Here is a 25,807-nt window from a genome sequence, read left to right as displayed (position 1 = left end):
GCCGGACCGCCGCACGCTGCCGCCCGGCCGCACCCCTACTCTTCGGGCATGGACCTCGGCCTGACCGGACGCACCTTCGTCGTGACCGCCGCGAGCAGCGGCCTGGGCCGGGCGAGCGCAGCCGCGCTCGTCGCCGAGGGGGCCCGCGTGGTCGTGGTGGCTCGGCGCGGAGCGGTGCTCGCCGACGTCGTCGACGAGCTCGGGACGGGCGCCCCCGCCGCCGACGGGCCCGTCGCGGTGGCCCTGACCGCCGACGTCGCCGACCCCGGCACCGGCCCGGCGGCCGCGGCGCTGGCCCTGGAGACCTTCGGCCGGCTCGACGGCGCCCTGGTGAGCGTCGGCGGCCCCCCGGCCGGCAGCGTCCGCGGCACGACGGCGGAGCAGTGGCGCAGCGCGTTCGACAGCGTCTTCCTGGCCGCGCTCGGCGTCAGCGAGGCCGTGCTGGCGGCCGGCACGGCGCCCGACCTGGCCCTCGCCTGGGTGCTGTCCACCTCGGTGAAGTCACCCGTGGGCGGGCTGGCGGCCTCGAACGGCCTGCGGCCGGGCCTCGGCCTGCTGGTCAAGCAGCTGGCCGACGAGGTCGGGCCGGACGGACACCGCGTCGTCGGGCTGATGCCGGGACGCGTGGACACCGAGCGGGTGCAGCACCTCGACGGCCTGGCCGACGACCCCGCCGCGGCCCGCCGCGCGTCCGAGGCGGGCATCCCGCTGCGCCGCTACGGCCGGCCGGAGGAGTTCGGCCGGGTGGCCGCCTTCGTGCTCTCTCCCGCCGCCTCCTACCTCACCGGCTGCGTCGTGCCCGTCGAGGGCGGGGCCCTGCGCTCGCTGTGAGCGTCCCCGCGGTCCTCGACCTGCTGCGCTGCCCGCTGTGCGGGCAGGGCTTCGCCGACGACGGCGGCGGCGTGCGCTGCGCCACCGGGCACCGCTTCGACCTCGCCCGTCAGGGCTACCTCAACCTGCTGGGCTCCCGGCCGCCGGCGCACGCGGACACCGCCGCCATGGTCGCCGCGCGCGCGCGGTTCCTGGCCAGCGGCGCCTACTCCCCCGTCGCCGACGCCCTGGTCGCCGCCGCCCGGGCCGGGCTCGCGGCCGCCCGGAGCTCCCGGACCGCCGCACCCGCGCTGCTGGAGGCCGGGGCCGGCACCGGCTACTACACCGCCGCGCTGCTCGAGGGCCTGGGCGGCCGGGCCGTCGCCCTCGACATCTCCGTGGCCGCCGCGCGCCGGGCGGCCCGGGCGCACCCGGCCGCCGCCGCCGTCGTGGCCGACGCCTGGGCGGGCCTGCCGCTGGGCGACGGCGTCGTCGACGTGGTGGCCAGCGTCTTCGCCCCGCGCAACCCGGCCGAGTTCGCCCGCGTGCTCCGTCCCGACGGGGTGCTGGTGGTGGTCACGCCCCGGTCCGCGCACCTGCAGGAGCTGCGGGCGGCGCTCGGGCTGCTCGACGTCGACCCGGTGAAGCAGGAGCGGCTGGCCGCCGGCCTGGCCGACGGCTTCACCCCGGCGGGCGAGGTCGACGTCCGGTTCGAGGCGGCCTGGTCCCGCGCGCGGGTGGTGGACCTGGTGGCGATGGGCCCCAACGCCTTCCACCTCGACGACGCGGCGGTGCGGGAGCGGGCGGCCGGGCTGCCGGACCCGGTGACGACGACGGTCGCCGTGGCCGTCTCGACCTGGCGGCCGCGCGGCTGAGCGACGCTCAGCCCGGCCGGGCCGCCGCCCGCAGCAAGGGCACCTGGGCGGTCCGCTCGGCGCGGCGCTGCTCGTCGGCGGTGCGCCCCACCGCGCCGGCGACCAGCTGCTTGGTGGCCGCCAGCACAGGAGCGGGCAGGGCCAGCAGGGCGGCGACGAGGGCGTCGACGGCCGCGTCCAGCCCCTCCTCGCCCGCGACAGCGGTGACGAGACCCCAGGCCAGCGCCTCCGCGGCCCCCACGGGCCGGGCCAGCAGGCAGAGCTCCAGCGCCCGGGCGTAGCCCACCAGCTCGACGAGCACCGCGGTGCCGCCGAGGTCGGGGACCAGGCCCAGCCGGGCCTCCGCCACCACGAGCTGGGCGTCCGCGGCGAGGACGCGGAGGTCGGCGGCCAGCGCCAGCTGGGCCCCCGCCCCCAGCGCCCGGCCCTGCACGACGGCGACGACGACGGCCGGCAGCGCCCGCCAGGGCGTGAACGCCTCCTGGAAGCCGGCGATCGCCGCCGCCACCTCGGCGTCGCTGCCCGGCAGCAGGGCCTCGACCGAGCCCTCGGCGGTCCCGCCCGGCCGGAGCTGGCGCAGGTCCAGGCCCGCGCTGAAGTCCGGGCCGGTGGCGCGCAGGAGGACGACGCGGACATCGGGCGGCAGCAGGCCCGGCACCCGGGCCAGCGAGGACCACGTGGCGAAGGTCTGGGCGTTGCGCACCTCGGGCCGGTCCAGCCACACCGTCGCGACGGGGCCGTCGACGGCGAGCCGCACACCGCCGGGCAGCAGCTCCCCGGCGGCCGACGGGACGGCCGCGGTCAGCGCGCGCCCTTCGTGCCCGACTTCTTCGTCCCGGACTTCTTCCCGGCGCCCGTCTTCTTCGCCGCCTTCGCGAGCTTCTCCGCCTTCTCGGCCGCCTTCGCGAGCTTCTCCTGCGCCTTCGCCGTCGCCTTCTTCCCGCTCCCGGCCCCGTCCTCCTTCTTCCCGGCCTTCCCGGCCTTCCCGGGCTTCGCGGCCTTCCCGACCTTCCCGGCCTTCGCGGTCCCCATCCCCGCGCCGGCCGGGGCGTCGTCGGCTCGGACGGCCTCGACGGTGGGACCGGTGCGGTCGAGCGGCGCGACGGCCGGCGTGCGGGTGCGGCGGGGCTTGGCGGCCGCGGGGGCGGCGCCGTCGGCCCCGGCGGGCGCGGCCCGGCCGGCGCGGGCGGCGGCGGCGCTGCGGGCGGCCGGGCCCCGGGTCGCCCCGCCCCGGCCGCGGAGGTCGACGCCGGACTCCTTGACCAGGCCGTGCACGAAGCCGAAGGAGCGCCCCGTGTCCTCGGCGATCGCCCGGAGGCTCTCCCCCGCGGCGTAGCGCCGGCCCAGCTCGGCGGCCAGCTCCGTCCGCTGCGTCCCCGTGATCCGCGATCCTCGTGCCAGTGCCTGGGCCACCGTGCCTCCTGTGCCGGGTCGCGTGCGCGACGTCGGGACCATGATCGTTGGCGGATGATCATGGGGCAAGCGCCGGGACCCGCCGATGATCATGGCGGCCGGCGGGGACCGGCCTCAGGCCAGCGACACCAGCTCGGCGTACTGCGGGCTCCACAGGTCCTCGACGCCGTCGGGCAGCAGCAGCACCCGGTCCGGGTCGAGCGCGTCGACGGCGCCCTCGTCGTGGGTCACCAGGACCACGGCTCCGGCGTAGTTCCTGATCGCGGCCAGCACCTCGGCCCGCGAGGCCGGGTCCAGGTTGTTGGTGGGCTCGTCGAGCAGCAGCACGTTGGCGCTGGAGACGACGAGCGCGGCCAGCGCCAGCCGGGTCTTCTCCCCACCGGAGAGCACGGCGGCCGGCTTGTCCACGTCGTCGCCGCTGAACAGGAACGACCCGAGCACCTTGCGGACGTCGGTGTCGTTCATGTGGGGCGCCGCGGTCTTCATGTTGTCCAGCACCGAGCGCGACGTGTCCAGCGTCTCGTGCTCCTGGGCGTAGTAGCCCAGCCGCAGTCCGTGGCCGGGCTTCACCGCGCCCGTGTCGGAGGCCTCGACGCCGGCCAGGATCCGCAGCAGGGTGGTCTTCCCGGCGCCGTTGAGCCCCAGGATGACGACCTGGCTGCCCTTGTCGATGGCCAGGTCGACGCCGGTGAAGATCTCCAGCGAGCCGTAGCTCTTCGACAGCCCCTCCGCGGTCAGCGGCGTCTTGCCGCACGACGCCGGCTCGGGGAAGCGGATCTTGGCGACCTTGTCCTGGGCGCGGACGGCGTCCAGGCCGGCGATGAGCTTCTCGGCCCGCTTGGCCATGTTCTGCGCCGCGACCGCCTTGGTGGCCTTGGCCCGCATCTTGTCGGCCTGGGCCATCAGGTGGCCGGCCTGCTTCTCGGCGTTCTGGCGCTCGCGGCGACGACGCTTCTCGTCGGTCTCGCGCTGCTGCAGGTAGCGCTTCCAGTTCATCGCGTAGATGTCGAGCTCGGCGCGGTTCGCGTCGAGGTGGAAGACCTTGGTGACCGTCTGCTCCAGCAGGCCCACGTCGTGGCTGATGACCAGCAGCCCGCCGGAGTGGTTCTGCAGGAAGCTCCGCAGCCAGACGATGGAGTCGGCGTCGAGGTGGTTGGTGGGCTCGTCCAGCAGCATCGTCTCGGCGCCCGAGAAGAGGATGCGGGCCAGCTCCACCCGCCGGCGCTGGCCGCCGGACAGGGTGTGCAGCGGCTGGTTCAGCACCCGGTCGGGCAGCCCCAGGTTGCTGGCGATCCGGGCGGCCTCGGCCTCGGCGGCGTAGCCGCCGGCCGCGGCCAGCTCGGCCTCGGCGCGGGCGTAGGCGGCCATCGCCTTGTCGCGGACCTCGTCGGACTCGTCGCCCATGGCCAGGCCGGCCCGGTCGAGACGGGTGAGCACGGCGTCCAGCCCGCGCGCGGCGAGGATCCGGTTCTTGGCCAGCACGTCGAGGTCGCCGGTGCGCGGGTCCTGCGGCAGGTAGCCCACCTCGCCGCCGTGGCTCACCGAGCCGGCGGCCGGGGCCGCCTCCCCGGAGAGGATCTTGGTCAGCGTCGTCTTGCCGGCGCCGTTGCGCCCGACGAGGCCGATCTTGTCGCCCGGGGCGACCTGGAAGCTGACTCCCTGCAGCAGCAGGCGCGCTCCCGCGCGCACCTCGAGATCCTTGGCGACCAACATGTTCTGCTCTGACTTCCCTCTGCCCGGTCGTGCCGGGCGGTTCTGCGGGTGGGGCGGGTGGTGGCGACGGGCGGGACCGGCGCCGGACGCGCGTCCGGCCGCAGCCCGGGTCGACGAGGACCCGGACGGCGGCCGGTCAGGCGCGGGGCGGAGCGCTCAGACGTTGAAGCCGAGGGCGCGCAGCTGCTCGCGGCCGTCGTCGGTGATCTTCTCCAGGCCCCACGGCGGCATCCAGACCCAGTTGATGACGAAGCCGTTGACCAGGCCCTCCAGGGCCGAGCCGGTCTGGTCCTCGATGACGTCGGTCAGCGGGCAGGCCGCCGACGTCAGCGTCATGTCGATGGTCAGCGAGCCGTCGTCCTCGAGCTTCAGCCCGTAGATCAGGCCCAGGTCGACGACGTTGATCCCCAGCTCGGGGTCGACGACGTCCTTGAGGGCCTCCTCGAGGTCCTCCAGGCTGGGCCGGGAGGTCCAGCCGGCCTCGACGTCGGGCAGCGCGTCGCTGACCAGGTCGGACGGCCGCTGCTCGGCGGCGAGGTCGCCCGCGGGGGCGAGGGTCTCGGTGCGGGGGTCGGTCCCGGTCTGGGTGTCGGTCATCGTGCAGCTCCCTGCTCGTCGGTGGTGCCTGCCTGGTCGGCCTGCGCACGCAGCACGGCGTCCTTGAACGCCGACCAGCCCAGCAGCGCGCACTTCACGCGCGCCGGGAACTTCGAGACGCCGGCGAACGCGATCCCGTCCTCGAGACGGTCCTCGTCCGGCTCCAGCGTGCCCTTGCTCTGCATCAGCTCGAGGAACTCCTGGTGCAGCTCCAGCCCGTGCTCGACGGGGTGGCCGATGACGAGGTCGCTCATCACCGACGTCGAGGCCTGGGAGATGGAGCAGCCCAGCCCCTCGTAGGAGACGTCGCTGACGGTCCCCGCGTCCAGGTGGACGCGCAGGGTCACCTCGTCCCCGCAGCTGGGGTTGACGTGGTGCACCTCGGCCTCGTACGGGTCGCGCAGGCCGCTGTGCAGCTTCGCGCGGTAGTGGTCGAGGATGATCTCCTGGTACAGGTCGTCGACCTTCACCGGGCGGCCCTCCTCGAGCGCGGGGCGGACGTGTCGCGGCTGAAGAACCTCACGGTGGAGTTCAACCCCTCGACGAGCGCGTCTATTTCCGCGCGGGTCGTGTAGAGGTAGAACGACGCACGGGTCGAGGACTGCACGCCGAAGCGCTCGTGCAGCGGGCGCGCGCAGTGGTGCCCGCCGCGGACGGCGATCCCCCGGGCGTCCAGCAGCTGGCTGACGTCGTGCGGGTGCACCTCGCCGCCGTCGGGCGTGCGCAGCGTGAACGAGATCGCGCCGCCCCGGTCGACCGGCTCGGCCGGTCCCACGACGCGCAGCCCCGGCACGGTGGCCAGGCCCTGCAGCGCGTAGGCGGTGATCTCCTGCTCGTGCGCGGCGATCTGGTCCATCCCGAGGTCGCTCAGGTAGCTGGCCGCGGTGGCCAGGCCGACGGCCTGCGCGATGGGCGGCGTGCCGGCCTCGAAGCGGTGCGGCGGCGGGGCGTACGTCGAGCCGCTCATCTTGACGACCTCGATCATCTCGCCGCCGCCGAGGAACGGCGGCAGCTCGGCGAGCAGGTCGTAGCGGCCCCAGAGGACGCCGATGCCGGTCGGGCCGACCATCTTGTGGCCGGTGAAGACCAGCAGGTCCGCGCCCAGCGCCTGCACGTCGACGGCCATCTGCGGCACCGACTGCGAGGCGTCGACCACGACGACCGCGCCGACGGCGTGGGCCGCGGCCGCGATCTGGGCGACGGGGTTGACGGTGCCCAGCACGTTGGAGACGTGCACGACGGAGACGATCTTGGTCCGCTCGTTGAGCAGGCCGTCCCGCACGGCGCCGTCGAGGTCGAGACGGCCGTCCTCGGTCACGTCGTACCAGCGCAGCACGGCGCCGGTCCGCTCGGCGAGCATCTGCCACGGCACGATGTTGGAGTGGTGCTCCATCACCGAGACGACGATCTCGTCGCCGGGCCGCAGCCGGGCGCCCAGGGTGTGCGCGCAGAGGTTGAGGGCCTCGGAGGCGTTCTTGGTGAAGACGACCTCCTCCGAGCGCGCGGCGCCGATGAAGTTCGCCAGCGTCGCGCGGGCGCCCTCGAACGCCTCCGTGGCCTCGCCGCCCAGCAGGTGCATGGCCCGGGCGACGTTGGCGTTGTGGTTCAGGTAGTGGTCCTCGACCGCCTCGACGACCACCCGCGGCTTCTGCGAGGTGTTGGCGCTGTCCAGGTAGACCAGCGGCAGCCCGTCGGGCGTGGTGCGCTCGAGGATCGGGAAGTCGGCCCGGATGGCCTCCACGTCGAAGGGGATGCTCTCGTCCGCGGGCAGGTCGCCGACCGGCGCCGCGTCCAGCGGCACCGTCGGCGCGTACTCCGGCAGCCGGGTGGCGGCCTCCGCCTCGGTGGTCATCGGAGCTCCCCCCGTGGTGACGTCATGGCTCACTCGGCTCCGGCGGTCGCCGCGGCGGCCTTGACGTAGCGGTCGTAGCCCTCTACCTCGAGCCGCTCGGCCAGCTCCTGGCCGCCCTGCTCGGCGACCCGGCCGGCGACGAAGACGTGCACGTAGTCGGGCTTGATGTAGCGCAGGATCCGCGTGTAGTGGGTGATCAGCAGCACGCCGCGGTCGCCCTGGGCCGAGAAGCGGTTGACGCCCTCGGAGACGATCCGCAGCGCGTCGATGTCGAGGCCCGAGTCCGTCTCGTCGAGGATCGCGAACTTCGGGTTGAGCAGCTCCAGCTGGACGATCTCGTGGCGCTTCTTCTCACCGCCGGAGAAGCCCTCGTTGACGCTGCGGTTGGCGAACTCGCGGTCCATCTGGACCTTGTCCATGGCGGCGTTGACGTCCTTGACCCAGGTGCGCAGCTTCGGCGCCTCGCCGTCGACGGCGGTCTTGGCCGTGCGGAGGAAGTTCGACACCGAGACCCCGGGGACCTCGACCGGGTACTGCATGGCCAGGAACAGCCCGGCCCGCGCCCGCTCGTCGACGCTCATGGCCAGCAGGTCCTCACCGTCGAGGGTGACGCTGCCGGAGGTGATCGTGTACTTCGGGTGCCCGGCGATCGAGTAGGCGAGGGTGGACTTGCCGGAGCCGTTGGGCCCCATGATCGCGTGCGTCTCCCCGGACCGGATGGTCAGGTCGACCCCCTTGAGGATCTCCTTCACCCCGGACTCGGTGTCGACGGTGACGTGCAGGTCGCGGATCTCGAGCGTGGCCATGTCTGTGTCTCCTGGTGCTGTTCTGCGGTCAGTTCGTGGGGCTGGTGACGTCCACCAGCAGGTCGTCGCCCTCGACCCGGACGGGGTAGACGGCGACCTTCTCGGTGGCGGGCAGCCCGGTCGGCTTGCCGGTGCGGAGGTCGAAGCGGGAGCCGTGCAGGTAGCACTCGATCTCCCCGTCCTCGACGTCGCCCTCGCTCAGCGGGATGGCGGCGTGGCTGCACAGGTCGGCGATGGCGAAGTAGTCGTCGCCGCTGCGGACGACGGCCACGTCCTCGCCGTCGACCTCGACGGCCAGGGCGGTGCCGGCCTTGAGCTCGGCCAGGGCGCAGGCGCGGACGAAGCTCACCCGATCCTCCCGGCCTCGGTGACGGTCTCCTCGTGCACGGGGGTCGGCACCTCGTCGGCGGTGCCCGTCCCGTCGGGGCCCGGGGTGGGCAGGTCGGTGCTGCCGGTGCCCAGCGGGACGCCGACGTTGACGGCCAGCTCGGCCTCGACGGCCTCCAGCAGCTGCGCCTCGACCTCGGGGACGCCGACCTTGCGGATGATGTCGGCGAAGAAGCCGTGAACCACCAGGCGGCGGGCCTCGGCCTCGTCGATGCCACGGCTGCGCAGGTAGAACAGCTGCTCGTCGTCGAAGCGGCCGGTGGTCGACGCGTGCCCGGCGCCGGCGATCTCGCCGGTCTCGATCTCCAGGTTGGGCACGGAGTCGGCGCGGCAGCCGTCGGTGAGGACGAGGTTGCGGTTGGACTCGTAGGTCTCGATGCCCTCGGCGACCTTGCGGATCAGCACGTCGCCGATCCACACGGTGTGGGCGCCCCGGCCCTGCAGAGCGCCGCGGTAGTCCACGTCGGAGCGGGTGCGGGGGGCGTTGTGGTCGACGAACAGCCGGTGCTCGAGGTGCTGGCCGGCGTCGGCGAAGTAGAGGCCGAACATCTCCGACTGGGCACCCGGCCCGGCGTAGGACACGTTGCTGTGCAGCCGCACCAGGTCGCCGCCGAAGCTGACGACGACGTGCTTGTAGGTCGCGTCCCGGCCCACCGAGGCCTCGTGCTGGCCGGTGTGCACGGCGTCGTCGGCCCAGTCCTGGATGCTGACGACCGTGAGCTGCGCGCCGTCGCCGACGACCACCTCGAGGTTGCCCGTGTGCACCCCGGAGCCCTCGTGCCGCAGCACGACCGTCGCCTTGCTGAAGGCGCCCGCCTCGACGACGGTGTGGGCGTTCGAGCGGCGGCCGGCGCCCCGGCCGGTCAGCGTCACCGTCAGCGGGGCGCTCGCCTCGTGCTCGGCGGGGATCCGCAGGTGCAGGCCGTCCGGCGTGCCCGCCGACGCGGCGGCCGCGGGGCCGTCGGTGGGGACGAGCACGGAGCCGCGGACGCCCTCGCCGGGCGCCAGCGTGCCGGCCTCGACGCCGTCGGGCACCGAGACGGCGACGTCGAGCGCGCCGTCCTCGGTGGGCAGCGCGTCGAGCAGGCCCTGCATCCGCTTGAGCGGGGTGAAGCGCCACACCTCCTCGCGCCCGGTGGGGCGCGGGTGGTCGGCGACGTCGAAGGAGCCGACCGGGTGCAGGTGGCTGGCGATCTTGTCCGTCGTCTCGACGGCGCCGGCCACGGCGTCCGCCGAATGGGCGGCGGACTCGGCGGCCGTGCTCGGGTCGGTGTCAACAATCGTCACGGGAAGGCGTTCTCTCTCTGGGGATCCGGGGTGGCCCTCCCGCGCTGGCGCGGGAGGGCTCGGGGCGGGAGCGGGGCCGGCGTCAGCCGACCGCGCCCTCCATCTGCAGCTCGATCAGCCGGTTGAGCTCGAGGGCGTACTCCATCGGCAGCTCGCGGGCGATCGGCTCCACGAACCCGCGGACGATCATGGCCATCGCCTCGTCCTCGCCCATGCCCCGGCTCATCAGGTAGAAGAGCTGGTCGTCGGAGACCTTCGAGACGGTCGCCTCGTGGGCCATCGACACGTCGTCCTCGCGGACGTCGACGTAGGGGTAGGTGTCCGAGCGGCTGATCTGGTCGACCAGCAGCGCGTCGCACTTGACCACCGAGGCGGAGTGCGAGGCCCCCTCCTGGACCTGGACCAGGCCGCGGTAGGAGGTTCGGCCGCCGCCGCGGGCGACGGACTTGGAGATGATCGAGCTCGACGTGTACGGCGCGCAGTGCACCATCTTGGAGCCGGCGTCCTGGTGCTGGCCCTCGCCGGCGAAGGCGATGGACAGCGTCTCGCCCTTGGCGTGGGCGCCCATCAGGTAGACGGCCGGGTACTTCATGGTGACCTTGGAGCCGATGTTGCCGTCGATCCACTCCATCGTCGCGCCCTCCTCGCAGGTGGCGCGCTTGGTGACGAGGTTGTAGACGTTGTTCGACCAGTTCTGGATGGTCGTGTAGCGGCAGCGGGCGCCCTTCTTGACCACGATCTCGACGACCGCGGAGTGCAGCGAGTCGCTGGAGTAGATCGGTGCGGTGCAGCCCTCGACGTAGTGCACGTAGGCGTCCTCGTCGACGATGATCAGCGTCCGCTCGAACTGGCCCATGTTCTCGGTGTTGATCCGGAAGTAGGCCTGCAGCGGGATCTCGACGTGCACGCCCTTCGGCACGTAGATGAAGGAGCCGCCGGACCAGACGGCGGAGTTCAGCGCGGAGAACTTGTTGTCCCCGACGGGGATCACCGTGGCGAAGTACTCGCGGAACAGGTCCGGGTACTCCTTGAGCGCGGTGTCGGTGTCGAGGAAGATGACGCCCTGCTTCTCCAGCTCCTCGTTGATCTTGTGGTAGACGACCTCGGACTCGTACTGGGCCGCGACACCGGACACCAGGCGGGCCTTCTCGGCCTCCGGGATGCCCAGCTTGTCGTAGGTCGACTTGATGTCGGCCGGCAGGTCGTCCCAGGTGGTGGCCTGCTTCTCCGTCGAGCGGACGAAGTACTTGATGTTGTCGAAGTCGATGCCGTCGAGCTCGGCACCCCACGTCGGCATGGGCTTGCGCTCGAACAGCCGCAGGCCCTTCATCCGCAGGTCGAGCATCCACTGCGGCTCGCTCTTGAGGGCGGAGATGTTGGCGACGACCTCGGGGGTCAGGCCGCGCTTGGCCGTCGAGCCGGCGACGTCGGAGTCCGACCAGCCGAAGCGGTAGCGGCCGAGCGCCTCGAGGTGCTCGTCCTGGGTGTGGCCCGTGCCGACGGGTCCGGTGGTGGTGATCGGCTCGTGGATCTGCGTCATGGTGCGGGCCTCTCCTCAGGGGTGGTCATGTCGAGGTCGTGCGGTGGTGTCATTCCGGGTGGTGCGGGTGCGGCGGCGGCCGGGGCCGCGCCGCTGCTCGTGGGGACGTGGGTCGTGCAGACCCCGTCCCCGTGGGCGAGGGTGGCGAGGCGCTGGACGTGCACGCCCAGCACGCGGGAGAACATCTCGGTCTCCACCTCGCACAGCTGCGGGAAGCGCTCGGCCACGTGCGCGACCGGGCAGTGGTGCTGGCAGAGCTGCTCGCCGAGGGCCGAGGGGCGGACCGAGGCGACGTAGCCGTCCGCGGTCAGGGCCGCGGCGAGGGCCAGCGCGGGCGAGACCGACGGGTCGGCCCCGTCGACGGCCTCGCGGTAGCGGGCCTCCGCCGGGGCGGCCCGGCGCTCCGCGAAGGTCCTCACAGCAGAGGAACCCACCTCGTCGGCCAGGAATTCCAGGGCGGCGATGGCGATGTCGTCGTAGGCAGCCGGGAAGTCGGCCCGGCCGGCGTCGGTGAGCGCGAAGACCTTGGCGGGACGGCCGCGACCGCGCGATCCGTAGACGCGCTGCTCACGGGCGGTCAGCACCCCGCGCTCCAGCAGCCCGTCGAGGTGGCGGCGGACGGCAGCGGCGGTGAGGCCCAGCCGGTCGCCGAGCGCGGCCGCCGTCGAGGGGCCGTGCTCGAGGATGGACAGCGCCACCCGGTGCCGCGTCGAGGCGTCCGCCTCGGGGCCGGGACGCGGGGCGTCCTCGGGCGTGCCGGGGCCAGGAGCGCGCGTGGCGACGTCCTGGAGGTTTTTCACAACACCAGTGTGCTCTTATTCGACGAGCCCGTTCAAGCAAGGCCCGCCTTACCCCGGAGCGGGGGTGGTGAGCCTGCTCACGCCCCCGGGAGGGGGCCGTCAGCTGGGGGCGTCGCCCTGGTTGTGCGGCTCGATGCTGACCGAGGGGTCGGTGCCCCCGCCGCCGTCGGCGGCGGGCTGGACCGGGCCCTCGCCCGGCTCCGACCCGCTGCCGCTGGCCGTGCCGCGCGACGAGCGCTCCGGGTCGGTCACGTCGGTCGTGGTCGGGGCCTGCCCGATGCGGCCGGCGTCCTCGCCCGGGCCGACGTCCTCCAGGTCGCCCCCGTGCGCGCTGCCTGCGTCCATGCTCATCTGCTGCTCCCTCGTCGTGGTCGTGAGGGCTCGGGTACCCGGCTCCGGGAGCGGCTAACGGCTACTGCCGGTGGCTGCCCGCCAGGATGTCGGCCAGGTCGTAGGTGACCGGCTCCTCGAGCTGCTCGTAGGTGCACGAGCGCGGGTCGCGGTCCGGCCGCCAGCGGTTGAACTGGGCCGTGTGCCGGAAGCGGGTGCCCTCCATGTGCTCGTAGCGGACCTCGACGACGAGCTCGGGCGAGAGCGGGGTGAAGGACAGGTCCTTGCCGTTGTTCCACCGGCTGCCCTCGGAGTTGCGCGGTGTCCGCGTCCCCTCCTCCTGCTTCGCCCAGGCCCACGGGTGGTCGTCGAAGGTGGTCACGAGCGGCTGCAGCTCGGCGAAGAGCTCGCGCCGCCGCGCCGCCGGGAACGCGCCGATCACCCCGACGCTGGCGAGGGTGCCCTCGTCGTCGTAGAGGCCGAGCAGCAGCGAGCCGATGCTGTCGGGCCCGCTCTTGTGCACCCGGTAGCCCGCGACGACGCAGTCGGCCGTCCGCTGGTGCTTGATCTTGAACATCGTCCGCTTGTCCGGCTGGTAGGTGCCGGCCAGCGGCTTGGCCACCACGCCGTCGAGGCCGGCGCCCTCGAACTGGGAGAACCAGTCCTGGGCCAGCGCGGGGTCCCGGGTGGCCGGCGTCAGGTGGACCGGCGCGCCGACGTCGGCGAGCGCCTCCTCCAGCGCCGCGCGGCGGACGGCGAACGGCTCGCCGGTGTAGTCGACGTCGCCGAGGGCCAGCAGGTCGAAGGCGACGAAGCGGGCCGGGGTCTCGAGCGAGAGCTTGGTGATCCGGCTGACGGCGGGGTGGATGCGCTGCTGCAGCACCTCGAACTCGAGCCGGTCGCCGACCGCGACGACGATCTCGCCGTCCAGCACGCACCGCTCCGGCAGGTGCTCCAGCACCGCGGCCACGACCTCGGGGAAGTAGCGCGTCATCGGCTTCTCGTTGCGCGAGCCGATCTCCACCTCGTCGCCGTCGCGGAAGACGATGGAGCGGAACCCGTCCCACTTGGGCTCGTAGGAGAGCTCGCCGGTGGGGATGGTCGGCACCGACTTCGCCAGCATCGGCTTCACCGGGGGCATGACGGGCAGCTGCATGCCGCTCATCATGGCCGACCGGGCTGACAGCCGTCAGCCGACGGGCGGCGAGGGCCGAGAAGGAGGTCCTGAGCCGCCCGGGGCTCGGTCGAGCGGTTCTTCCTCCTTCTCGGCCGCCGGACGCGACAGCGCCCGCGCCCCGGAGGGCACGAGCGCTGTCGTCAGGTCTGCTGCGGGTCAGCCGCGGCGCGAGCTCCGGCTGAAGCCCGCGGCGCTGTGCGAGCCGGAGGAGAGGCCGGGGCTGGACGTCGTGTAGGTCGACGGCCCGCCGGAGCCGCTGCGAGCCCCACGGCCCTGCCCGCCCGAACGGCCCGAACCACCGGCCGAGCGACCGGAGCCGCCCGCCGAGCGACCGGCGGGCGCGCCACCGCCGCCCTGGCTGGGACCGCGACGGCCGCGGCCGCCACCGCCACCGCCCCCGCCACCACCGCTGCGCGGGGCCGAGCCCGAGGACCGGCGACCGGGGCCCTGGGGCTCCGGGGTGTGCGCCGGGACGAGGCCGCCGGGGACGAGCACGCGCTCGCCCGGGGCCAGCGTCTGGAGCAGCGGGTGGTCGACGCCGGAGACGCGGGTGGTGGTCGGCTTGATGCCGGCCGCCCGGGTCAGGGCGCGGACGTCGGAGACCTGCTCGTCGGTCATCAGCGTGATGACGGTGCCGTCCTGGCCGGCGCGGGCGGTGCGGCCCGAGCGGTGCAGGTAAGCCTTGTGCTCCACGGGCGGGTCGGCGTGCACGACCAGGGCCACGTCGTCCACGTGGATGCCGCGGGCCGCGATGTCGGTGGCCACCAGGGTGCTGGCGGTGCCGGCGTGGAACGCGTCCATGTTGCGGGTGCGGGCGTTCTGGCTGAGGTTGCCGTGCAGCTCGACCGCGGGGATGCCGCGGGCGTTCAGCTGCTTGGCCAGGGCCTTGGCGCCGTGCTTGGTGCGGGTGAAGACCACGGTGCGGCCGGGCGCGCTGGTCAGGTCGGCCAGCACGGGGATCCGCTGGTCGCGGTTCACGTGCAGGACGTGGTGCGCCATCGTCGAGACCGGCGACTGGGCCGAGTCGGCCTCGTGCGTCCGCGGGTCGTGCAGGAACTTGCGGACCAGGCCGTTGACGGCGCCGTCGAGGGTCGCGGAGAAGAGCATCCGCTGGCCGTTCGGGGCGGTCTGGCCGAGCAGCCGGGTGACGGCGGGCAGGAAGCCCAGGTCGGCCATGTGGTCGGCCTCGTCGAGGATCGTGATCTCGACCGACGCCAGCGTGCAGGCGCGCTGCTTGATCAGGTCCTCGAGGCGGCCGGGGCAGGCGAGGACGATGTCGACGCCGTTCTGCAGGCCGCGGACCTGCGGGTTCTGGCCCACCCCGCCGAAGATCGTCAGAGTGGTCAGGCCGGCCGTGGCGGCCAGCGGCTTGAGGGCGGCCTCGATCTGGCCGACCAGCTCGCGCGTGGGGGCCAGGATCAGGGCGCGGGGCGCCTTGGCTGTGCGACGGCTGCCCGACGCCGTGAGGCGGGCGACCAGCGGCAGCAGGAAGGCGTAGGTCTTGCCGGAGCCGGTGCGGCCGCGGCCCAGGACGTCGCGGCCGGCGAGCGAGTCGCGCAGCGTGGCGGCCTGGATGGGGGTGGGGGTCTCGATGCCGAGAGCGGAGAGGACCTTGACGAGCGTGGCGGGGACGCCGAGCTCGGAGAAGGCAGGGACGATCGTCGTGTCGACGGACAAGAGGGACATCACATTCTGTGGCGTCTCACCAGAGGGTTTCGTGCTCACAGGCTCGGGGCCGGAGTCACGGTGCGGCAGTGCACAGCAGCGAGTGAGGAGCAGGTTCGCTCGACGTCACCGGTGCTTCGCGGCGAGACTCAGCGAGGCACTGCGGTCCACAGTAGCGCACCGGCCTCCGGGCCGGGCCCGGACGGGGGCGCAGCACCGGCCCGTCGCCAGCCGGGCGGGGCTCCCGGCGGAGCACGACCGCCGGCCGACGTGAGCCGGCTCACCGCGCGGTCCGGACGGGCGTCGGCGACCTAGACTGCACCGGTGCCCACCGCTGACGACGCCGCTCTCGCGGTCGAGGACCTGCGGGTCGTCCTGGGCGGGCGCGAGGTGCTGGCCGGGCTCACGCTGACCGCCCGGCGCGGCGCCCTGACCGCGGTCCTCGGGCCCAACGGCGCGGGCAAGACGACCCTGGTCCGCTGCTGCACGGGCCTGGTCCGGCCCGGCGCCGGCCGCGTCTCCGTGCTCGGCTCCCCCGCGGGCGACCGCGGCACCGCCGCCCGGGTCGGGCTGATGCCGCAGAGCACCGGCGCCTGGTCGGGCATCCGGGCCGGGGAGCTGCTCCGCTACCTGGCCGGCCTGCACGCCACCCCCCAGGACGTCGACGCCCTGGTCGCCGAGCTGGGCCTGGGACCGGTGCTGCGCACCCCCTACCGCCGGCTGTCCGGCGGCCAGCAGCAGGCCGTCAACCTGGCCGCCGCGCTGGTCGGGCGCCCCGAGCTGGTCTTCCTGGACGAGCCGACGGCGGGGATGGACCCGCACGCGCGCCGGACGACCTGGCGCCTGCTGGAGCGGCTCCGGGCGGCCGGCGTGACCGTCGTGCTCACCACCCACGCCATGGAGGAGGCCGCCGCCCTGGCCGACCAGGTCTTCATCCTCGACCGGGGCCACGTCGCCGTCGCCGGCACCGTCCCCGAGCTGACCAGCGCCGGCCAGAGCCTCGAGGACGTCTTCCTCGCCCACACCACGGTGCAGGCCGGATGAGCGCGCTCGACCTCTCCCCCGCCCCCGGCGCGGCGCCGGCGCGCCAGCGGGTGGTGCGGCACGCGCTGACCGAGACCCGGCTGCTGGTCCGCAACGGCGAGCAGCTGCTGCTCGCCCTGGTCATCCCGCTGGGCATCCTCGTCGCCGGCCGCGTCGTCGGCGGTCGGCTGGGCGCGCTGGAGACGCTGGCCCCGTCGGTCCTGGGCCTGGCCGTCTGGTCGACGGCCTTCACCTCCGTCGCCATCGCCACGGGCTTCGAGCGCCGCTACGGCGTGCTCGAGCGGCTGGCCGCCACCCCGCTGGGCCGCACCGGGCTGCTGGCCGGCAAGGCGCTGTCCGTGGTGGTCGTCGTGACGGGTCAGCTGGTCGTGCTCGCCGTCGCCGCCCTGGCACTGGGCTGGCGGCCCACGCCCACCGTCGGGTCCGTCCTCGTCGCCGTGCTGCTCGTGGTCCTGGCCGCGGCCGCGTTCGTCAGCCTGGCCCTGCTGCTGGCCGGCCGGCTGCGCGCGGAGGCCACGCTGGGGCTGGCGAACCTCGTCTACGTCGTGCTGCTGGTCGGCGGCGGCCTGGTGCTGCCGCTGAGCCGGTACCCCGCCGCCGTGGCGCCCGTGCTGGAGCTGCTGCCCACCGCCGCGCTCGGCGAGGGCCTGCGGGCGGCGGCGACGGGCACGGTCCTCGGCTGGCCCCTCCTGGTCTGCCTCGTCTGGTTGCTGCTCGGCGGCCTCGCCGCCCGGAAGGTGTTTCGATGGACGGCCTGACCACCACCCCCGTGCGCGCCGGCGCCACCTCGGCGGGCGACCCCGCCCCCGGGCCCGGCCCGCTGGACGCCCTCGCCCGGCTCGTCACCAGCCCGCGGGCGCCGCGCCGCTGGGCCATCGCCTCCCTGGTGGCCAACATCGGCATCGTCGTCACCGGCGCCCTCGTCCGGCTGACCGCCTCGGGGATGGGCTGCCCCACCTGGCCGCGCTGCACCGAGGACTCCTACGTCACCCACCCCTCGCTGGGCATCCACGGCGCCATCGAGTTCGGCAACCGGCTGCTGACCTTCGTCCTCGTGGTCATCGCCGTGCTCACCTGGGTCAGCGCGATGCTGCACCGCGACGGCGGCCGGAAGCGCCGCGACCTGCGCTGGATCGCCGCCGGCCTGGCCCTCGGCATCCCCGCGCAGGCCGTGATCGGCGGCATCTCGGTGTGGACCCACCTCAACCCGTTCGTCGTGGCCTTCCACCTGATGGTCTCGATGGTGCTCATCGGGCTCAGCACCTGGCTGGTCCGGCGCAGCCGCGGCCTGCGCCAGCAGCCGGCGGGCCGCCTCGGCGTGCTGGCCGCCCGGTCGACGCTGGTGCTGATGGGCCTGACAGTCTGGCTGGGCACCGTCGTGACCGGCAGCGGCCCGCACGCCGGCGACCTGGACGCCGTCCGGACCGGCTTCGACGGCGCGTTCGTCACCCACCTGCACGCGGTCGCCGTCTACGCCACCGTGGCCACCACCGTCGTCGCCCTCGCGGCCCTGCGCAGCCGCGCGGCGCTGCTCGTCCTGGCGGTGCTCGTCCTGCAGGCCGCGATCGGCATCGCGCAGTACAACCTGGGGCTGCCCATCGGGCTGGTGCTGCTGCACCTGCTGGGCGCCTCGCTGGCCGTGGCCGCCGCCACGAACCTGTTCCTGACGGTGCGCCGCGGGACCCTCGCCGTCGTCGGCTGAGCGGTTCGGACGACCGGGGCGCGGGTAGCGCACGGGCATGAGCGACCACGACAGCCTGCCGCTGCCCGACTACGACCACCTGCCGGTGCCGGCCCTGGCCCAGCGGGTCCGGACGCTCGACGCCGCAGGGGTGCAGGCGCTGCTCGACCACGAGCAGGCGCACGGCCACCGGCTGCCGGTGACCGAGGTGCTCCGCCAGCGGCTCGAGGAGCTGGCCGGCGGGGCGGAGCCGTCCGGCGGCGACCCGGCCGGCCTGGCCCCGGAGGCGGGCGCCGCCCCCGCGACGCCGCGCGCGACCGGGATGAGCACCGACGCCCCGCCGCAGAACCCGCCGTCGCAGGGCGACCCGACGAACCCGGCCCAGCCGCGCACCTGAGCGGGGCGCGAGGCCGCTGGCACAGTGGGCACGTGGACGCGCGCCCCGAGGACCTGCCGGCGCTGGTCGACCGGGTGCCCGAGGGCTGGACGGCGGTCCGCTACCGCGGCCGTCCCTACGGCCTGCGCCGGACCAGCCGGGCGCAGGGCCGCAGCGTCGCGATCTACGCCGAGGAGCTGGGTGGCGCGGACGTCGTGAGCACCAACGTCTACCGCACCGGTTCCGGCGACGTGCTCCGGCCGTGCGAGATGCCCGCAGCCACCGTCCTCGCGTTCCTGGGCGGCTGGCAGCCGGAGACCGGGCACGACCCGGCCGCCGGTGACGCCCCGCCCACCGGCACTCAGCCCGGACGGTGCCAGCCGCGCGGGTCGACGCCGCCGGGCACGACGTCGGCCGGGGCGTAGGGCTCCCGGGTCAGCACGAACGTCGCCAGGTCGAGGTGGCTGACGGCGCCCGTGGCGTCACGGACGACCCGGAGCCGCTCCCCCGCGTAGTAGTTGTCCAGGCCGGTCCAGCCGCCGTCGGCCGCCGGCCGGAACCGCGAGCTGCGGCCGCCGCCGGCCTCCAGCGGGGTGAGCCGCAGCCGGTCGACGCCCTCGACGGCCAGCGTGAACGCCGCCGGCCCCCAGTACCAGGTGCCGGTGAGCGCGAGCAGGTCCGCCGGCACCGCCGCCGGGCGCCAGGGCCGTGGCAGGGCGGGCTCCAGGTCGGCCATGGTGGCCAGCAGGTCCTGGGTCAGCCGGGCGACCGGCACCCCGGCCGTCGCGTTGGTCAGGGCCACCGCGCCGTCGCCGGTCGCGGGCTCGACGAGCAGGCCCGCGAGGAACCCGGGCATCGAGCCGCCGTGCCCCACGAGCCGGCGGCCCCCCGCGCGGACCAGCTGCAGCCCCAGCCCCCAGGCGGTGGTCCAGCTGTCGCCGTCGTCGACCGCGGCGGGCTGCCGCATCTCCTCCAGCGTGGCCGGGTCCAGCACGTCGCCGGTGTCACCCGCGAGGAACGCGCCCCAGCGCGCGAGGTCGCCCACCGTCGACCACAGCTCCCCCGCCGGCGCCATCGCGCCGGTGGCCGCGGACGGCTCGGGCAGCAGGACGTCGGCGTGCGGGTGCACCGCCCAGCCCGCGGCGGACGGGCCGACCGGCGCCGGACCGGTCCGCTGCAGGCCCAGCGGGCGCAGCAGCCGCTCCTCGAGCACCTGCTCCCAGGGGGCGCCGCAGCGGCGCGCCACCACCTCGCCCAGCAGCGCGAAGCCGACGTTGGAGTAGTGCAGCCGCGCGCCGGCCTCGAGCCGCGGCGGCTCGTCCGCCAGGGCGCCGAGCAGCCCGTCCGCGTCCGGGCCGGGCACCCGCTCCCACCAGGCCCCGGGCAGCTCCGAGGTCAGCCCGCCGGCGTGCGCCAGCAGCTGCAGCAGGGTCGCGTGGCCGCCGACCCCGGGGACGTGGTCGGCCAGCGGGTCGGTGAGGGCCAGGGCGCCCTCGTCGCGCAGCTGCAGGACCAGGACGGCGGTGAACGTCTTGGTGATCGAGCCGATCCGGTAGGCCCGCTCGACGCCGGCCCCGTCGGCCCCGTCGGCGCTGCGGGCGGCGGACCAGGCCAGCGCGCCGTCACGCACCGTCCCGGCCACGACCGACGGCGCGCGGCCCTCGGCCTGGGCGACGGCGAGCCGGTGCAGCAGGGCCCGAGCGGTGGTGGGCAGCAGAGCAGTCACCGGGGCACCGTAACGAGCCGCCCCGCCCGTCCGGGCGGCCGGGCCGGGAGCACCGCGGCGGTGCCGGAGCCCCCTCCCCGGGCCGCTCCCTGCGTGCCACGATGGGGCGTGGCCCCCACCTGCTACCTGGTCACCCACCCCGAGGTCGCCGTCGATCCCGGCACCGACGTCACGCGCTGGTCCCTCTCGGCCGCCGGGCGGGCGCGCGCCGAGCGGTTGGCGGCGCTCCCGTGGACGGCCGGACTCAGCCGGCTGGTCAGCAGCGCCGAGCGCAAGGCCTGCGAGACCGCCGAGGTGCTGGCCACCGTCCACGGGCTGCCCTGGACCGTCGACGCCGAGCTCGGCGAGAACGACCGGAGCGCGACCGGGTTCCTGCCGCCGGAGGAGTTCGAACGGGTGGCCGACGCCTTCTTCGCCCGCCCCGACGAGAGCGTCCGGGGCTGGGAGACCGCGCGGCACGCGCAGCAGCGGGTCGTCGCGGCGGTGCGCCGGCACACGGCCGGCCGCGACGAGGCGGTCGGGTTCGTGGCGCACGGCGCCGTCGGGACGCTGCTCTGGTGCGACCTGGAGCGCGAGCCCGTCGACCGCCGGCACGACCAGCCGGGCCAGGGCAGCTGGTACCCCTTCGACCCGGTGGCCTGGACGGCCGGCCACGGCTGGCTCCGGATCAGCTGAGACCGGCCCCCGCCGCGGGGCTCAGACCCGGTGCGCCTGGGCCAGCGGGCAGGCGAACGTGTCCGCCCGGCCCTGCAGCCCGACGTCGTTGAGGTAGCCCAGCACGTGCCGGTAGGCCCCGACGAGGGTGTTCTCGGTGTAGGGGATGTCGTGCTCGGCGCAGTAGCGGCGGACGTGCACCGCGGCCCGCCGCAGGTGGGGCCGGGCCATCCCGGGGAAGAGGTGGTGCTCGACCTGGTGGGCGAGCCCGCCCATGAGGAAGTGCACGAGGGGGCCCCCGGTGATGTTGCGCGACATCAGCACCTGGCGGCGGAGGAAGTCGACCTTGACCCCGCGGTCGACGATCGGCATGGCCACGTGGTTGGGGGTGAACGCCCCGCCGAGGAGGAAGCCGAAGACGCCGACCTGCACCCCGATGAAGGCGAGGGCCATCCCGGGCGGCAGCAGCAGGAAGACGGCGACCGGGTAGCCGACCAGCCGGACGCCGACGAAGAGGATCTCCACCCACCGGTGCCGGACGGGCTGCCTGTCGAGCAGGTGCCGGACGGACGAGACGTGCAGGCTGAGGCCCTCCAGCGCGAGCAGTGGCAGGTAGAAGAAGCCCTGGCGCCGCGCCAGCCACTCCCCGACGGTCCCCCGCGAGGCGACGGCCTCGGCGCTGAACGCGACCGCGCCGCTGACGATGTCGGGGTCCTTGCCCAGCTGGTTGGGGCTGGCGTGGTGGCGGGTGTGCTTGCGCATCCACCAGCCGTAGCTGATGCCGACCAGCAGCCCGGACAGCACCCGTCCCGTCCAGTCGTTCCAGCGGGCGGAGCGGAACATCTGCCGGTGCGACGCCTCGTGGCCGAGGAAGCCGAGCTGGGCCATCAGGACGCCCAGCGCCCCGGCGAGCAGGAGCTGCAGCCAGCTGTCGCCCAGCAGGAGCATGCCGGCGACCAGGGAGCCCAGGGCGACCGCGGCCGCCCCCAGGCAGGTCCAGTAGAAGCCGTAGGCCCGGCCCATCAGACCCTCGGCCTGGACGCGGCGGGTGAGCTCGGTGAAGTCGCTGACGTAGCGCTGGCCGGCCCGGCCGCGGGGTCGCGGCTCGACGGCGGGAAGGGTGGTCATGGGTGCAGCCCCCGGTCCTCGTGCGAAAGGCTGCGCGGGGCGGCAGCTCGCGGCCAACGTACCCCCGGGAGCCGCGACCGGCGGCCTCGCGAGGACAGGACCGGGGTGGTCCCGGGGTGGGCCCTGGCGCCGGTGGCCCGGGCGGTCCATGCTGGGGACAGCACGAGGTCCGTGGTCACCTGCTCGGGGGTTCAGGTGACCACGGACCTCTCACGGACAAGACAACCACGTCCGTCTCGCTCCCGCCGGCGATACCGTGTCCACTTGAGGACATGTCCGATAGAGGACAATCGCGTCAGGGTCCTATCCACCGTGATCCGCCGGTGACAGCATCACCCCGTACGGCGTCCGACGATCGGGGGATCCTCTCGCCGCACGGCTGGCTGAGCCCGCGTCGAGCCCTGTGCTCCGCGGGCTCAGCTACCTCCCCGGGTCGGCACCAGACCCGGGCTCCGTCCACCGCGGTCGTCCGCGCGCGGGCAGCCGGCACCCGGGTGGAGACGTATCAGGGCGGGGCCCCGCGGCTCCTTACCGGTGACCGGGGGACGTCCCCGGGACCCGGACCCCAGGAGATCGCCGTGCCCCACCGCACCGCCCGCGCCGCCGCCGTCGCCGCGGCCTGCCTCACCGCCACCGTCGCGCTCGCCCCAGCCGCGCACGCCGAGACCCGCACGTTCACCGACGGCGGCGCCCACCTGACGAGCGTCCGGGTGTCGCACACCGCGACGAAGGTCGGCGTCCGCGCCTTCGTCGGCCCCTTCGACATCGGCGACCACACCACCTTCTGGCTGGACACCGACGCCGGCAACAGCGGCCCCGAGTACAAGGCGGACGTCTGGCCGAACACCGAGGGCCCCCGGCTGCTGCGCGTCGGCAGCTTCACGAGCGGGGGCACCGCGATGGACTGCGACGGGTTCCGGGCGACGTCGGACGCCTTCGGCCCCGAGGAGGTCGCCCTCAGCATCCCGCGCAGCTGCCTCGGCCGGCCGGCGGAGGTCCGGGTGGCCGTCCGGGCCTTCTACGCCGAGGACGGGGGCGACGTCGTCGACTGGGGCCCGGAGCTCCGCAGCTTCTACGGCTGGGTGGCCCGCTGAGACCGATTCCCGGCCTCTTCTCAGGCCGGGACGGCCTCGCCGGACCCGTCGTCCGTTACCGTGGACGACCCCCTCCCCCTCCGATCGGAGCACCATGGTCGAGCTCACGACGACCCTCGCCCTCGCCGTCGTCATCGCGGTCGTCGTCCTCATCGCGCTGGTCGTGCTGATCCGCAGCTACCGCACCGCCCGCCCCGACGAGGCGCTGATCATCACCGGCCGGAGCGCGACCAAGCCGTCGAAGGTGGTGGTGGGCGCCCGCTCTGTGGTCTACCCCTTCGTCAACAAGGCCTACACGCTGAGCCTCGCGTCGCGCTCGGTGCAGGTGACCGTCGAGGGCATCTCCAAGAACGGCATCAAGCTGTCGCTGCAGGGGGTGGCGCAGGTCAAGGTCGGCGGTGACGAGGAGAACGTGCGGCTGGCCGCCCAACGCTTCCTGCAGCAGCAGGACCAGATCGAGCGCTACACCCAGGACATCCTGGCCGGCTCGCTGCGCTCGGTCGTCGGTACGCTCACGGTCGAGCAGATCATCCACGAGCGGGCCGCGCTCGCGAAGTCGGTGCAGGACGTCGCCCTGGAGTCGCTCAACAACCAGGGCCTGATCGTCGACACCCTGCAGATCTCCAGCGTCGAGGACGACACCAACTACCTGCGCAACCTCGGCCGGCCCGAGAGCGCGCAGGTCGAGAAGGCGGCCGCCATCGCCGAGGCGAACGCCCGGCAGGAGGCCGCGGAGAAGCAGGCCGTCTCCGACGAGGGCATCGCCATCGCCCAGCAGCGGCTGGCGATCCGGCGCGCCGAGCTCAAGGAGCAGACCGACGCCCGGCAGGCCGCCGCCGACGCGGCCGGGCCGCTGGCCCAGGCCGAGCAGCGGCAGGCGATCATCCAGCGCGAGGAGCAGGTCGCCGTCCGGCAGGCCGAGCTCAAGGAGCGCCAGCTCGACACCGAGGTGCGCCGCCCGGCCGACGCCGCGAAGTACCAGGCCGAGCAGGAGGCCGCCTCGCTGCTGGCCCGCCGCCGGGCCGAGGCGGAGGCCCGCCGGGCCGACGGCCTCGCCGAGGCGGAGTCGCTGGAGGCCGCGGGACGCGCGGAGGCGGCCGCCGTCCAGGCGAAGGCCGAGGCGTACCAGCAGTTCAACGACGCCGCCGTCATCGACCGGCTCGTCGAGGTGCTGCCCAAGATCGCGCGCGAGCTGGCGGCGCCCTACGGCAACATCAAGGACCTGACCGTCATCTCCAACGACGGAGCCGGCCAGCTGTCCCGCAACATCGCCGGCAACGTCAACGACACCGTGACCATGCTGGAGAAGATGACGGGCGTCGACCTGCGCCAGCTGGTCAACCGCGTCGCCTCGGACCGGACGCAGCCGCCGGCCCCGGCCACCCCGGCCCCGGTCGTCGTGGACGGCCACCACGACGAGCCGCTCGACGGCCGGGTGGGCTGACCCCGCTCGCTCAGGTCAGCGGGAACCGGTCCAGCCGCGTCGTGGCCAGGTCCCGGAGGAAGGCCCCCTGCCGCGGGTCGGCCCAGGCGTCGTCGTCCTGGTCGGCGAGGGCCCAGCTGCCCTCCTCCCAGAGCAGGTGGTCGACGGTCTCGGCCCAGAGCCGCTGCTCGGCGGCGTCCAGCCGGACGTGGGCGCGGTAGGCGTCGCGGAAGGTGGCCCACTCCCCCGCGTCGAAGAGCCGGCCGGGGGCGGTGGGGCACTCGTGGTGGAACAGCAGCACCGCGAGGGCCAGGTCGAACAGGCGGGGCTCGCGGCCCCCGTTGTCCGGGTCGACCAGCACCGGGCCGCGGGTGCCCGCCCACACGAGGTTCACGGCCTTGAAGTCGCTGCTGACCCCGGCGGCGGGCAGCCCGGCCGAGCGCAGCGCCGGCAGCTGCCGCGCCCAGCGGCCGGCAAGGTCGGCCAGCAGCTCCGGCTCCGGCACCCGCCCGGCCAGCGCCGCCAGCTCGGCGGCCACGGCATCGGGGTCGACGTCGGGCCACCGGTACCCGCGCAGAGCGGACGCGTCGACGGCCAGGGCGTGCTGGCGGCCCAGCAGGTCGCCGGCCTGGCGCACCTGCTCCCGCGCGCCCCGGTAGACCTCGCCCTCCACCCACGGGTAGACCACCCACCAGTCCTCACCCACCCGCTGGGGGTTGTCCACGGCCAGCGGCACCGGGGCCACCACCGGGAACCCGGCGGCCGCCGCGGCGGTGGTCCAGCCCGCCATGGCCCGGGCGTTCTCCGCCCGGTGCGCGGTCCGCTTCACCACGACGGGGGCGCCGCCCGGCGCGGTCGCGCGGAACACCGCCGACCAGGGCGACAGCGAGCCCGGACCGACGTCGACCAGGCCGAACGCGGCGGCCAGGTCGTCCGGCCCGGGGGCGGCGGACGGTGCGTCGGTTGCGGTTCCCACCCGGGGACTCTAGGGCTGACCGGACCGGGGTCCTCGGCTAGGCTGCCGGGACGGCGTCAGCACGCCGCCGGACGAGGCCACCCAGTACCCGGACAGCGACAAGACTGGCGTGCAGGAGGTGGGGTCGTCATGGCCTGGATCGTGCTCGTGGTCGCCGGGGTCCTGGAGGCGGTGTGGGCCACGGCCCTCGGCCGCTCGGAGGGCTTCTCCCGGCTGGTGCCCACCGTCGTCTTCGGCGTCGCCCTGCTGCTGAGCATGGCCGGTCTCGGCTTCGCCCTCCGCGACCTGCCGACCGGGACGGCCTACGCGGTCTGGGTGGGCATCGGGGCCGCGGGCACCGTCACCTGGGCCATGCTGACGGGGACCGAGCCCGTCTCGCTGGTCAAGGTGCTGCTGATCCTCGGCCTCGTCGGCTGCGTCATCGGGCTGAAGCTCGTGGGCGACAGCCACTGA

The 25,807-nt window shown here is 74.7% G+C and carries 28 protein-coding genes and 1 riboswitch; of the genes, 11 read left to right on the top strand and 17 right to left on the bottom strand.

Features of this window, described 5'->3' with window-relative positions; translation table 11 throughout:
- Nucleotides 1-48 precede the first annotated feature (48 nt).
- A complete protein-coding gene (locus JOF54_RS17150) occupies nucleotides 49-831 on the top strand; it encodes an SDR family oxidoreductase (protein ID WP_210058004.1) in 783 nt (260 codons plus the stop codon).
- Nucleotides 828-1,685: a putative RNA methyltransferase gene (locus JOF54_RS17145; protein ID WP_210058002.1), complete on the top strand. Its 858-nt coding sequence runs from the start codon at nucleotides 828-830 to the stop codon at nucleotides 1,683-1,685. The genes JOF54_RS17150 and JOF54_RS17145 overlap by 4 nt, the downstream gene beginning before the upstream one ends.
- A gap of 7 nt (nucleotides 1,686-1,692) precedes the next feature.
- Here JOF54_RS17145 and JOF54_RS17140 read toward each other — a convergent pair whose 3' ends face one another.
- The 14 genes from JOF54_RS17140 to JOF54_RS17075 form a co-directional block, all read right to left on the bottom strand.
- Nucleotides 1,693-2,442 (bottom strand): enoyl-CoA hydratase/isomerase family protein, encoded by a 750-nt coding sequence (locus JOF54_RS17140; RefSeq protein ID WP_307804313.1) that lies wholly within the window; start codon nucleotides 2,440-2,442, stop codon nucleotides 1,693-1,695.
- A 44-nt stretch (nucleotides 2,443-2,486) separates the two neighbouring features.
- Complete coding sequence (locus tag JOF54_RS21225; protein WP_307804312.1) at nucleotides 2,487-3,098, bottom strand: helix-turn-helix domain-containing protein; 612 nt, start codon at nucleotides 3,096-3,098, stop codon at nucleotides 2,487-2,489.
- A 114-nt stretch (nucleotides 3,099-3,212) separates the two neighbouring features.
- Entirely contained in the window at nucleotides 3,213-4,811 is a 1,599-nt protein-coding gene (locus JOF54_RS17130) for an ABC-F family ATP-binding cassette domain-containing protein (RefSeq protein WP_210058000.1), read from the bottom strand.
- Nucleotides 4,812-4,967: 156 nt separating this feature from the next.
- A complete protein-coding gene (locus JOF54_RS17125; protein WP_210057998.1) occupies nucleotides 4,968-5,408 on the bottom strand; it encodes a metal-sulfur cluster assembly factor in 441 nt (146 codons plus the stop codon).
- Nucleotides 5,405-5,878, bottom strand: a complete 474-nt coding sequence (sufU, locus tag JOF54_RS17120; RefSeq protein ID WP_210057996.1) for a Fe-S cluster assembly sulfur transfer protein SufU — start codon at nucleotides 5,876-5,878, stop codon at nucleotides 5,405-5,407. The genes JOF54_RS17125 and sufU overlap by 4 nt, the downstream gene beginning before the upstream one ends.
- A complete protein-coding gene (locus tag JOF54_RS17115) occupies nucleotides 5,875-7,161 on the bottom strand; it encodes a SufS family cysteine desulfurase (protein WP_210059665.1) in 1,287 nt (428 codons plus the stop codon). The genes sufU and JOF54_RS17115 overlap by 4 nt, the downstream gene beginning before the upstream one ends.
- A gap of 128 nt (nucleotides 7,162-7,289) precedes the next feature.
- Nucleotides 7,290-8,066: a Fe-S cluster assembly ATPase SufC gene (gene sufC / locus JOF54_RS17110; protein WP_210057995.1), complete on the bottom strand. Its 777-nt coding sequence runs from the start codon at nucleotides 8,064-8,066 to the stop codon at nucleotides 7,290-7,292.
- 28 nt (nucleotides 8,067-8,094) lie between these two features.
- Nucleotides 8,095-8,415, bottom strand: a complete 321-nt coding sequence (locus JOF54_RS17105; protein ID WP_210057993.1) for a non-heme iron oxygenase ferredoxin subunit — start codon at nucleotides 8,413-8,415, stop codon at nucleotides 8,095-8,097.
- Complete coding sequence (gene sufD, locus JOF54_RS17100) at nucleotides 8,412-9,740, bottom strand: Fe-S cluster assembly protein SufD (RefSeq protein WP_307804311.1); 1,329 nt, start codon at nucleotides 9,738-9,740, stop codon at nucleotides 8,412-8,414. Before sufD ends, JOF54_RS17105 begins: the two co-directional genes overlap by 4 nt.
- A gap of 82 nt (nucleotides 9,741-9,822) precedes the next feature.
- On the bottom strand, nucleotides 9,823-11,280 hold the full coding sequence (sufB, locus tag JOF54_RS17095; RefSeq protein WP_210057991.1) for a Fe-S cluster assembly protein SufB: 1,458 nt from the start codon (nucleotides 11,278-11,280) through the stop codon (nucleotides 9,823-9,825).
- Nucleotides 11,277-11,978, bottom strand: a complete 702-nt coding sequence (locus tag JOF54_RS17090) for a helix-turn-helix transcriptional regulator (protein ID WP_307804479.1) — start codon at nucleotides 11,976-11,978, stop codon at nucleotides 11,277-11,279. The genes sufB and JOF54_RS17090 overlap by 4 nt, the downstream gene beginning before the upstream one ends.
- 201 nt (nucleotides 11,979-12,179) lie before the next feature.
- Nucleotides 12,180-12,431: a hypothetical protein gene (locus tag JOF54_RS17085; protein ID WP_210057988.1), complete on the bottom strand. Its 252-nt coding sequence runs from the start codon at nucleotides 12,429-12,431 to the stop codon at nucleotides 12,180-12,182.
- Between the two features lie 61 nt (nucleotides 12,432-12,492).
- A complete protein-coding gene (locus tag JOF54_RS17080) occupies nucleotides 12,493-13,566 on the bottom strand; it encodes an ATP-dependent DNA ligase (RefSeq protein ID WP_210057985.1) in 1,074 nt (357 codons plus the stop codon).
- Between the two features lie 177 nt (nucleotides 13,567-13,743).
- Nucleotides 13,744-15,273 (bottom strand): DEAD/DEAH box helicase, encoded by a 1,530-nt coding sequence (locus tag JOF54_RS17075; protein ID WP_210057984.1) that lies wholly within the window; start codon nucleotides 15,271-15,273, stop codon nucleotides 13,744-13,746.
- Nucleotides 15,274-15,576: 303 nt separating this feature from the next.
- On the opposite strand from JOF54_RS17075, the gene JOF54_RS17070 reads away from it, so the two are divergent.
- From JOF54_RS17070 to JOF54_RS17050, 5 genes are read left to right on the top strand one after another with little or no spacing between them, the layout of a single operon-like run.
- Nucleotides 15,577-16,296, top strand: coding sequence for an ABC transporter ATP-binding protein (locus JOF54_RS17070; RefSeq protein WP_307804309.1), 720 nt, complete (start codon nucleotides 15,577-15,579; stop codon nucleotides 16,294-16,296).
- Nucleotides 16,293-17,054 carry an ABC transporter permease gene (locus JOF54_RS17065; protein ID WP_210057981.1) on the top strand — a complete coding sequence of 254 codons (762 nt, stop codon included), beginning with the start codon at nucleotides 16,293-16,295 and terminating at the stop codon, nucleotides 17,052-17,054. The genes JOF54_RS17070 and JOF54_RS17065 overlap by 4 nt, the downstream gene beginning before the upstream one ends.
- Nucleotides 17,042-17,998: a COX15/CtaA family protein gene (locus JOF54_RS17060; protein ID WP_210057979.1), complete on the top strand. Its 957-nt coding sequence runs from the start codon at nucleotides 17,042-17,044 to the stop codon at nucleotides 17,996-17,998. The genes JOF54_RS17065 and JOF54_RS17060 overlap by 13 nt, the downstream gene beginning before the upstream one ends.
- Before the next feature lie 37 nt (nucleotides 17,999-18,035).
- Complete coding sequence (locus JOF54_RS17055; RefSeq protein ID WP_210057977.1) at nucleotides 18,036-18,374, top strand: DUF8129 domain-containing protein; 339 nt, start codon at nucleotides 18,036-18,038, stop codon at nucleotides 18,372-18,374.
- A 32-nt stretch (nucleotides 18,375-18,406) separates the two neighbouring features.
- A complete protein-coding gene (locus JOF54_RS17050; protein ID WP_210057975.1) occupies nucleotides 18,407-18,778 on the top strand; it encodes a hypothetical protein in 372 nt (123 codons plus the stop codon).
- Here the strand turns inward: JOF54_RS17050 and JOF54_RS17045 are convergent.
- On the bottom strand, nucleotides 18,715-20,079 hold the full coding sequence (locus JOF54_RS17045; RefSeq protein ID WP_307804308.1) for a serine hydrolase domain-containing protein: 1,365 nt from the start codon (nucleotides 20,077-20,079) through the stop codon (nucleotides 18,715-18,717). The two genes, JOF54_RS17050 and JOF54_RS17045, sit on opposite strands and share 64 nt — an antisense overlap.
- Nucleotides 20,080-20,187: 108 nt before the next feature.
- Between JOF54_RS17045 and JOF54_RS17040 the strand changes: the two genes are divergently transcribed.
- Nucleotides 20,188-20,754: a histidine phosphatase family protein gene (locus JOF54_RS17040; RefSeq protein WP_210057974.1), complete on the top strand. Its 567-nt coding sequence runs from the start codon at nucleotides 20,188-20,190 to the stop codon at nucleotides 20,752-20,754.
- A 21-nt stretch (nucleotides 20,755-20,775) separates the two neighbouring features.
- Here the strand turns inward: JOF54_RS17040 and JOF54_RS17035 are convergent, their stop codons facing one another.
- Complete coding sequence (locus JOF54_RS17035) at nucleotides 20,776-21,861, bottom strand: fatty acid desaturase family protein (protein ID WP_210057972.1); 1,086 nt, start codon at nucleotides 21,859-21,861, stop codon at nucleotides 20,776-20,778.
- 578 nt (nucleotides 21,862-22,439) lie between these two features.
- On the opposite strand from JOF54_RS17035, the gene JOF54_RS17030 reads away from it, so the two are divergent.
- Together JOF54_RS17030 and JOF54_RS17025 are read left to right on the top strand one after the other, a co-directional pair.
- A complete protein-coding gene (locus JOF54_RS17030; protein WP_210057970.1) occupies nucleotides 22,440-22,955 on the top strand; it encodes a hypothetical protein in 516 nt (171 codons plus the stop codon).
- Between the two features lie 94 nt (nucleotides 22,956-23,049).
- Complete coding sequence (locus JOF54_RS17025) at nucleotides 23,050-24,399, top strand: flotillin family protein (protein ID WP_210057968.1); 1,350 nt, start codon at nucleotides 23,050-23,052, stop codon at nucleotides 24,397-24,399.
- 10 nt (nucleotides 24,400-24,409) lie between these two features.
- Here the strand turns inward: JOF54_RS17025 and JOF54_RS17020 are convergent, their stop codons facing one another.
- Nucleotides 24,410-25,354, bottom strand: coding sequence for a phosphotransferase (locus JOF54_RS17020; protein WP_210057966.1), 945 nt, complete (start codon nucleotides 25,352-25,354; stop codon nucleotides 24,410-24,412).
- A 47-nt stretch (nucleotides 25,355-25,401) separates the two neighbouring features.
- Nucleotides 25,402-25,467, top strand: a riboswitch (guanidine-III (ykkC-III) riboswitch).
- A 16-nt stretch (nucleotides 25,468-25,483) separates the two neighbouring features.
- Between JOF54_RS17020 and JOF54_RS17015 the strand changes: the two genes are divergently transcribed.
- Nucleotides 25,484-25,807 (top strand): DMT family transporter, encoded by a 324-nt coding sequence (locus JOF54_RS17015; RefSeq protein WP_210057964.1) that lies wholly within the window; start codon nucleotides 25,484-25,486, stop codon nucleotides 25,805-25,807.

Source organism: Microlunatus capsulatus (assembly GCF_017876495.1).
In the GTDB taxonomy this organism is placed as follows: domain Bacteria; phylum Actinomycetota; class Actinomycetes; order Propionibacteriales; family Propionibacteriaceae; genus Microlunatus; species Microlunatus capsulatus.
Note: the sequence above shows the minus strand (reverse complement) of the source record. Positions and strands in the feature narration are given on the sequence as shown.

Excerpts from the sequence above, each read along its gene's own strand:
- JOF54_RS17150 (WP_210058004.1), top strand. The coding sequence starts at position 49 with ATGGACCTCGGCCTGACCGGACGCACCTTCGTCGTGACCGCCGCGAGC.
- JOF54_RS17130 (WP_210058000.1), bottom strand. The coding sequence starts at position 4,811 with ATGTTGGTCGCCAAGGATCTCGAGGTGCGCGCGGGAGCGCGCCTGCTG.
- JOF54_RS17125 (WP_210057998.1), bottom strand. The coding sequence starts at position 5,408 with ATGACCGACACCCAGACCGGGACCGACCCCCGCACCGAGACCCTCGCC.
- sufC (WP_210057995.1), bottom strand. The coding sequence starts at position 8,066 with ATGGCCACGCTCGAGATCCGCGACCTGCACGTCACCGTCGACACCGAG.
- sufB (WP_210057991.1), bottom strand. The coding sequence starts at position 11,280 with ATGACGCAGATCCACGAGCCGATCACCACCACCGGACCCGTCGGCACG.
- JOF54_RS17085 (WP_210057988.1), bottom strand. The coding sequence starts at position 12,431 with ATGAGCATGGACGCAGGCAGCGCGCACGGGGGCGACCTGGAGGACGTC.
- JOF54_RS17080 (WP_210057985.1), bottom strand. The coding sequence starts at position 13,566 with ATGCAGCTGCCCGTCATGCCCCCGGTGAAGCCGATGCTGGCGAAGTCG.
- JOF54_RS17075 (WP_210057984.1), bottom strand. The coding sequence starts at position 15,273 with ATGTCCCTCTTGTCCGTCGACACGACGATCGTCCCTGCCTTCTCCGAG.
- JOF54_RS17065 (WP_210057981.1), top strand. The coding sequence starts at position 16,293 with ATGAGCGCGCTCGACCTCTCCCCCGCCCCCGGCGCGGCGCCGGCGCGC.
- JOF54_RS17060 (WP_210057979.1), top strand. The coding sequence starts at position 17,042 with ATGGACGGCCTGACCACCACCCCCGTGCGCGCCGGCGCCACCTCGGCG.
- JOF54_RS17055 (WP_210057977.1), top strand. The coding sequence starts at position 18,036 with ATGAGCGACCACGACAGCCTGCCGCTGCCCGACTACGACCACCTGCCG.
- JOF54_RS17035 (WP_210057972.1), bottom strand. The coding sequence starts at position 21,861 with ATGACCACCCTTCCCGCCGTCGAGCCGCGACCCCGCGGCCGGGCCGGC.
- JOF54_RS17025 (WP_210057968.1), top strand. The coding sequence starts at position 23,050 with ATGGTCGAGCTCACGACGACCCTCGCCCTCGCCGTCGTCATCGCGGTC.
- JOF54_RS17015 (WP_210057964.1), top strand. The coding sequence starts at position 25,484 with ATGGCCTGGATCGTGCTCGTGGTCGCCGGGGTCCTGGAGGCGGTGTGG.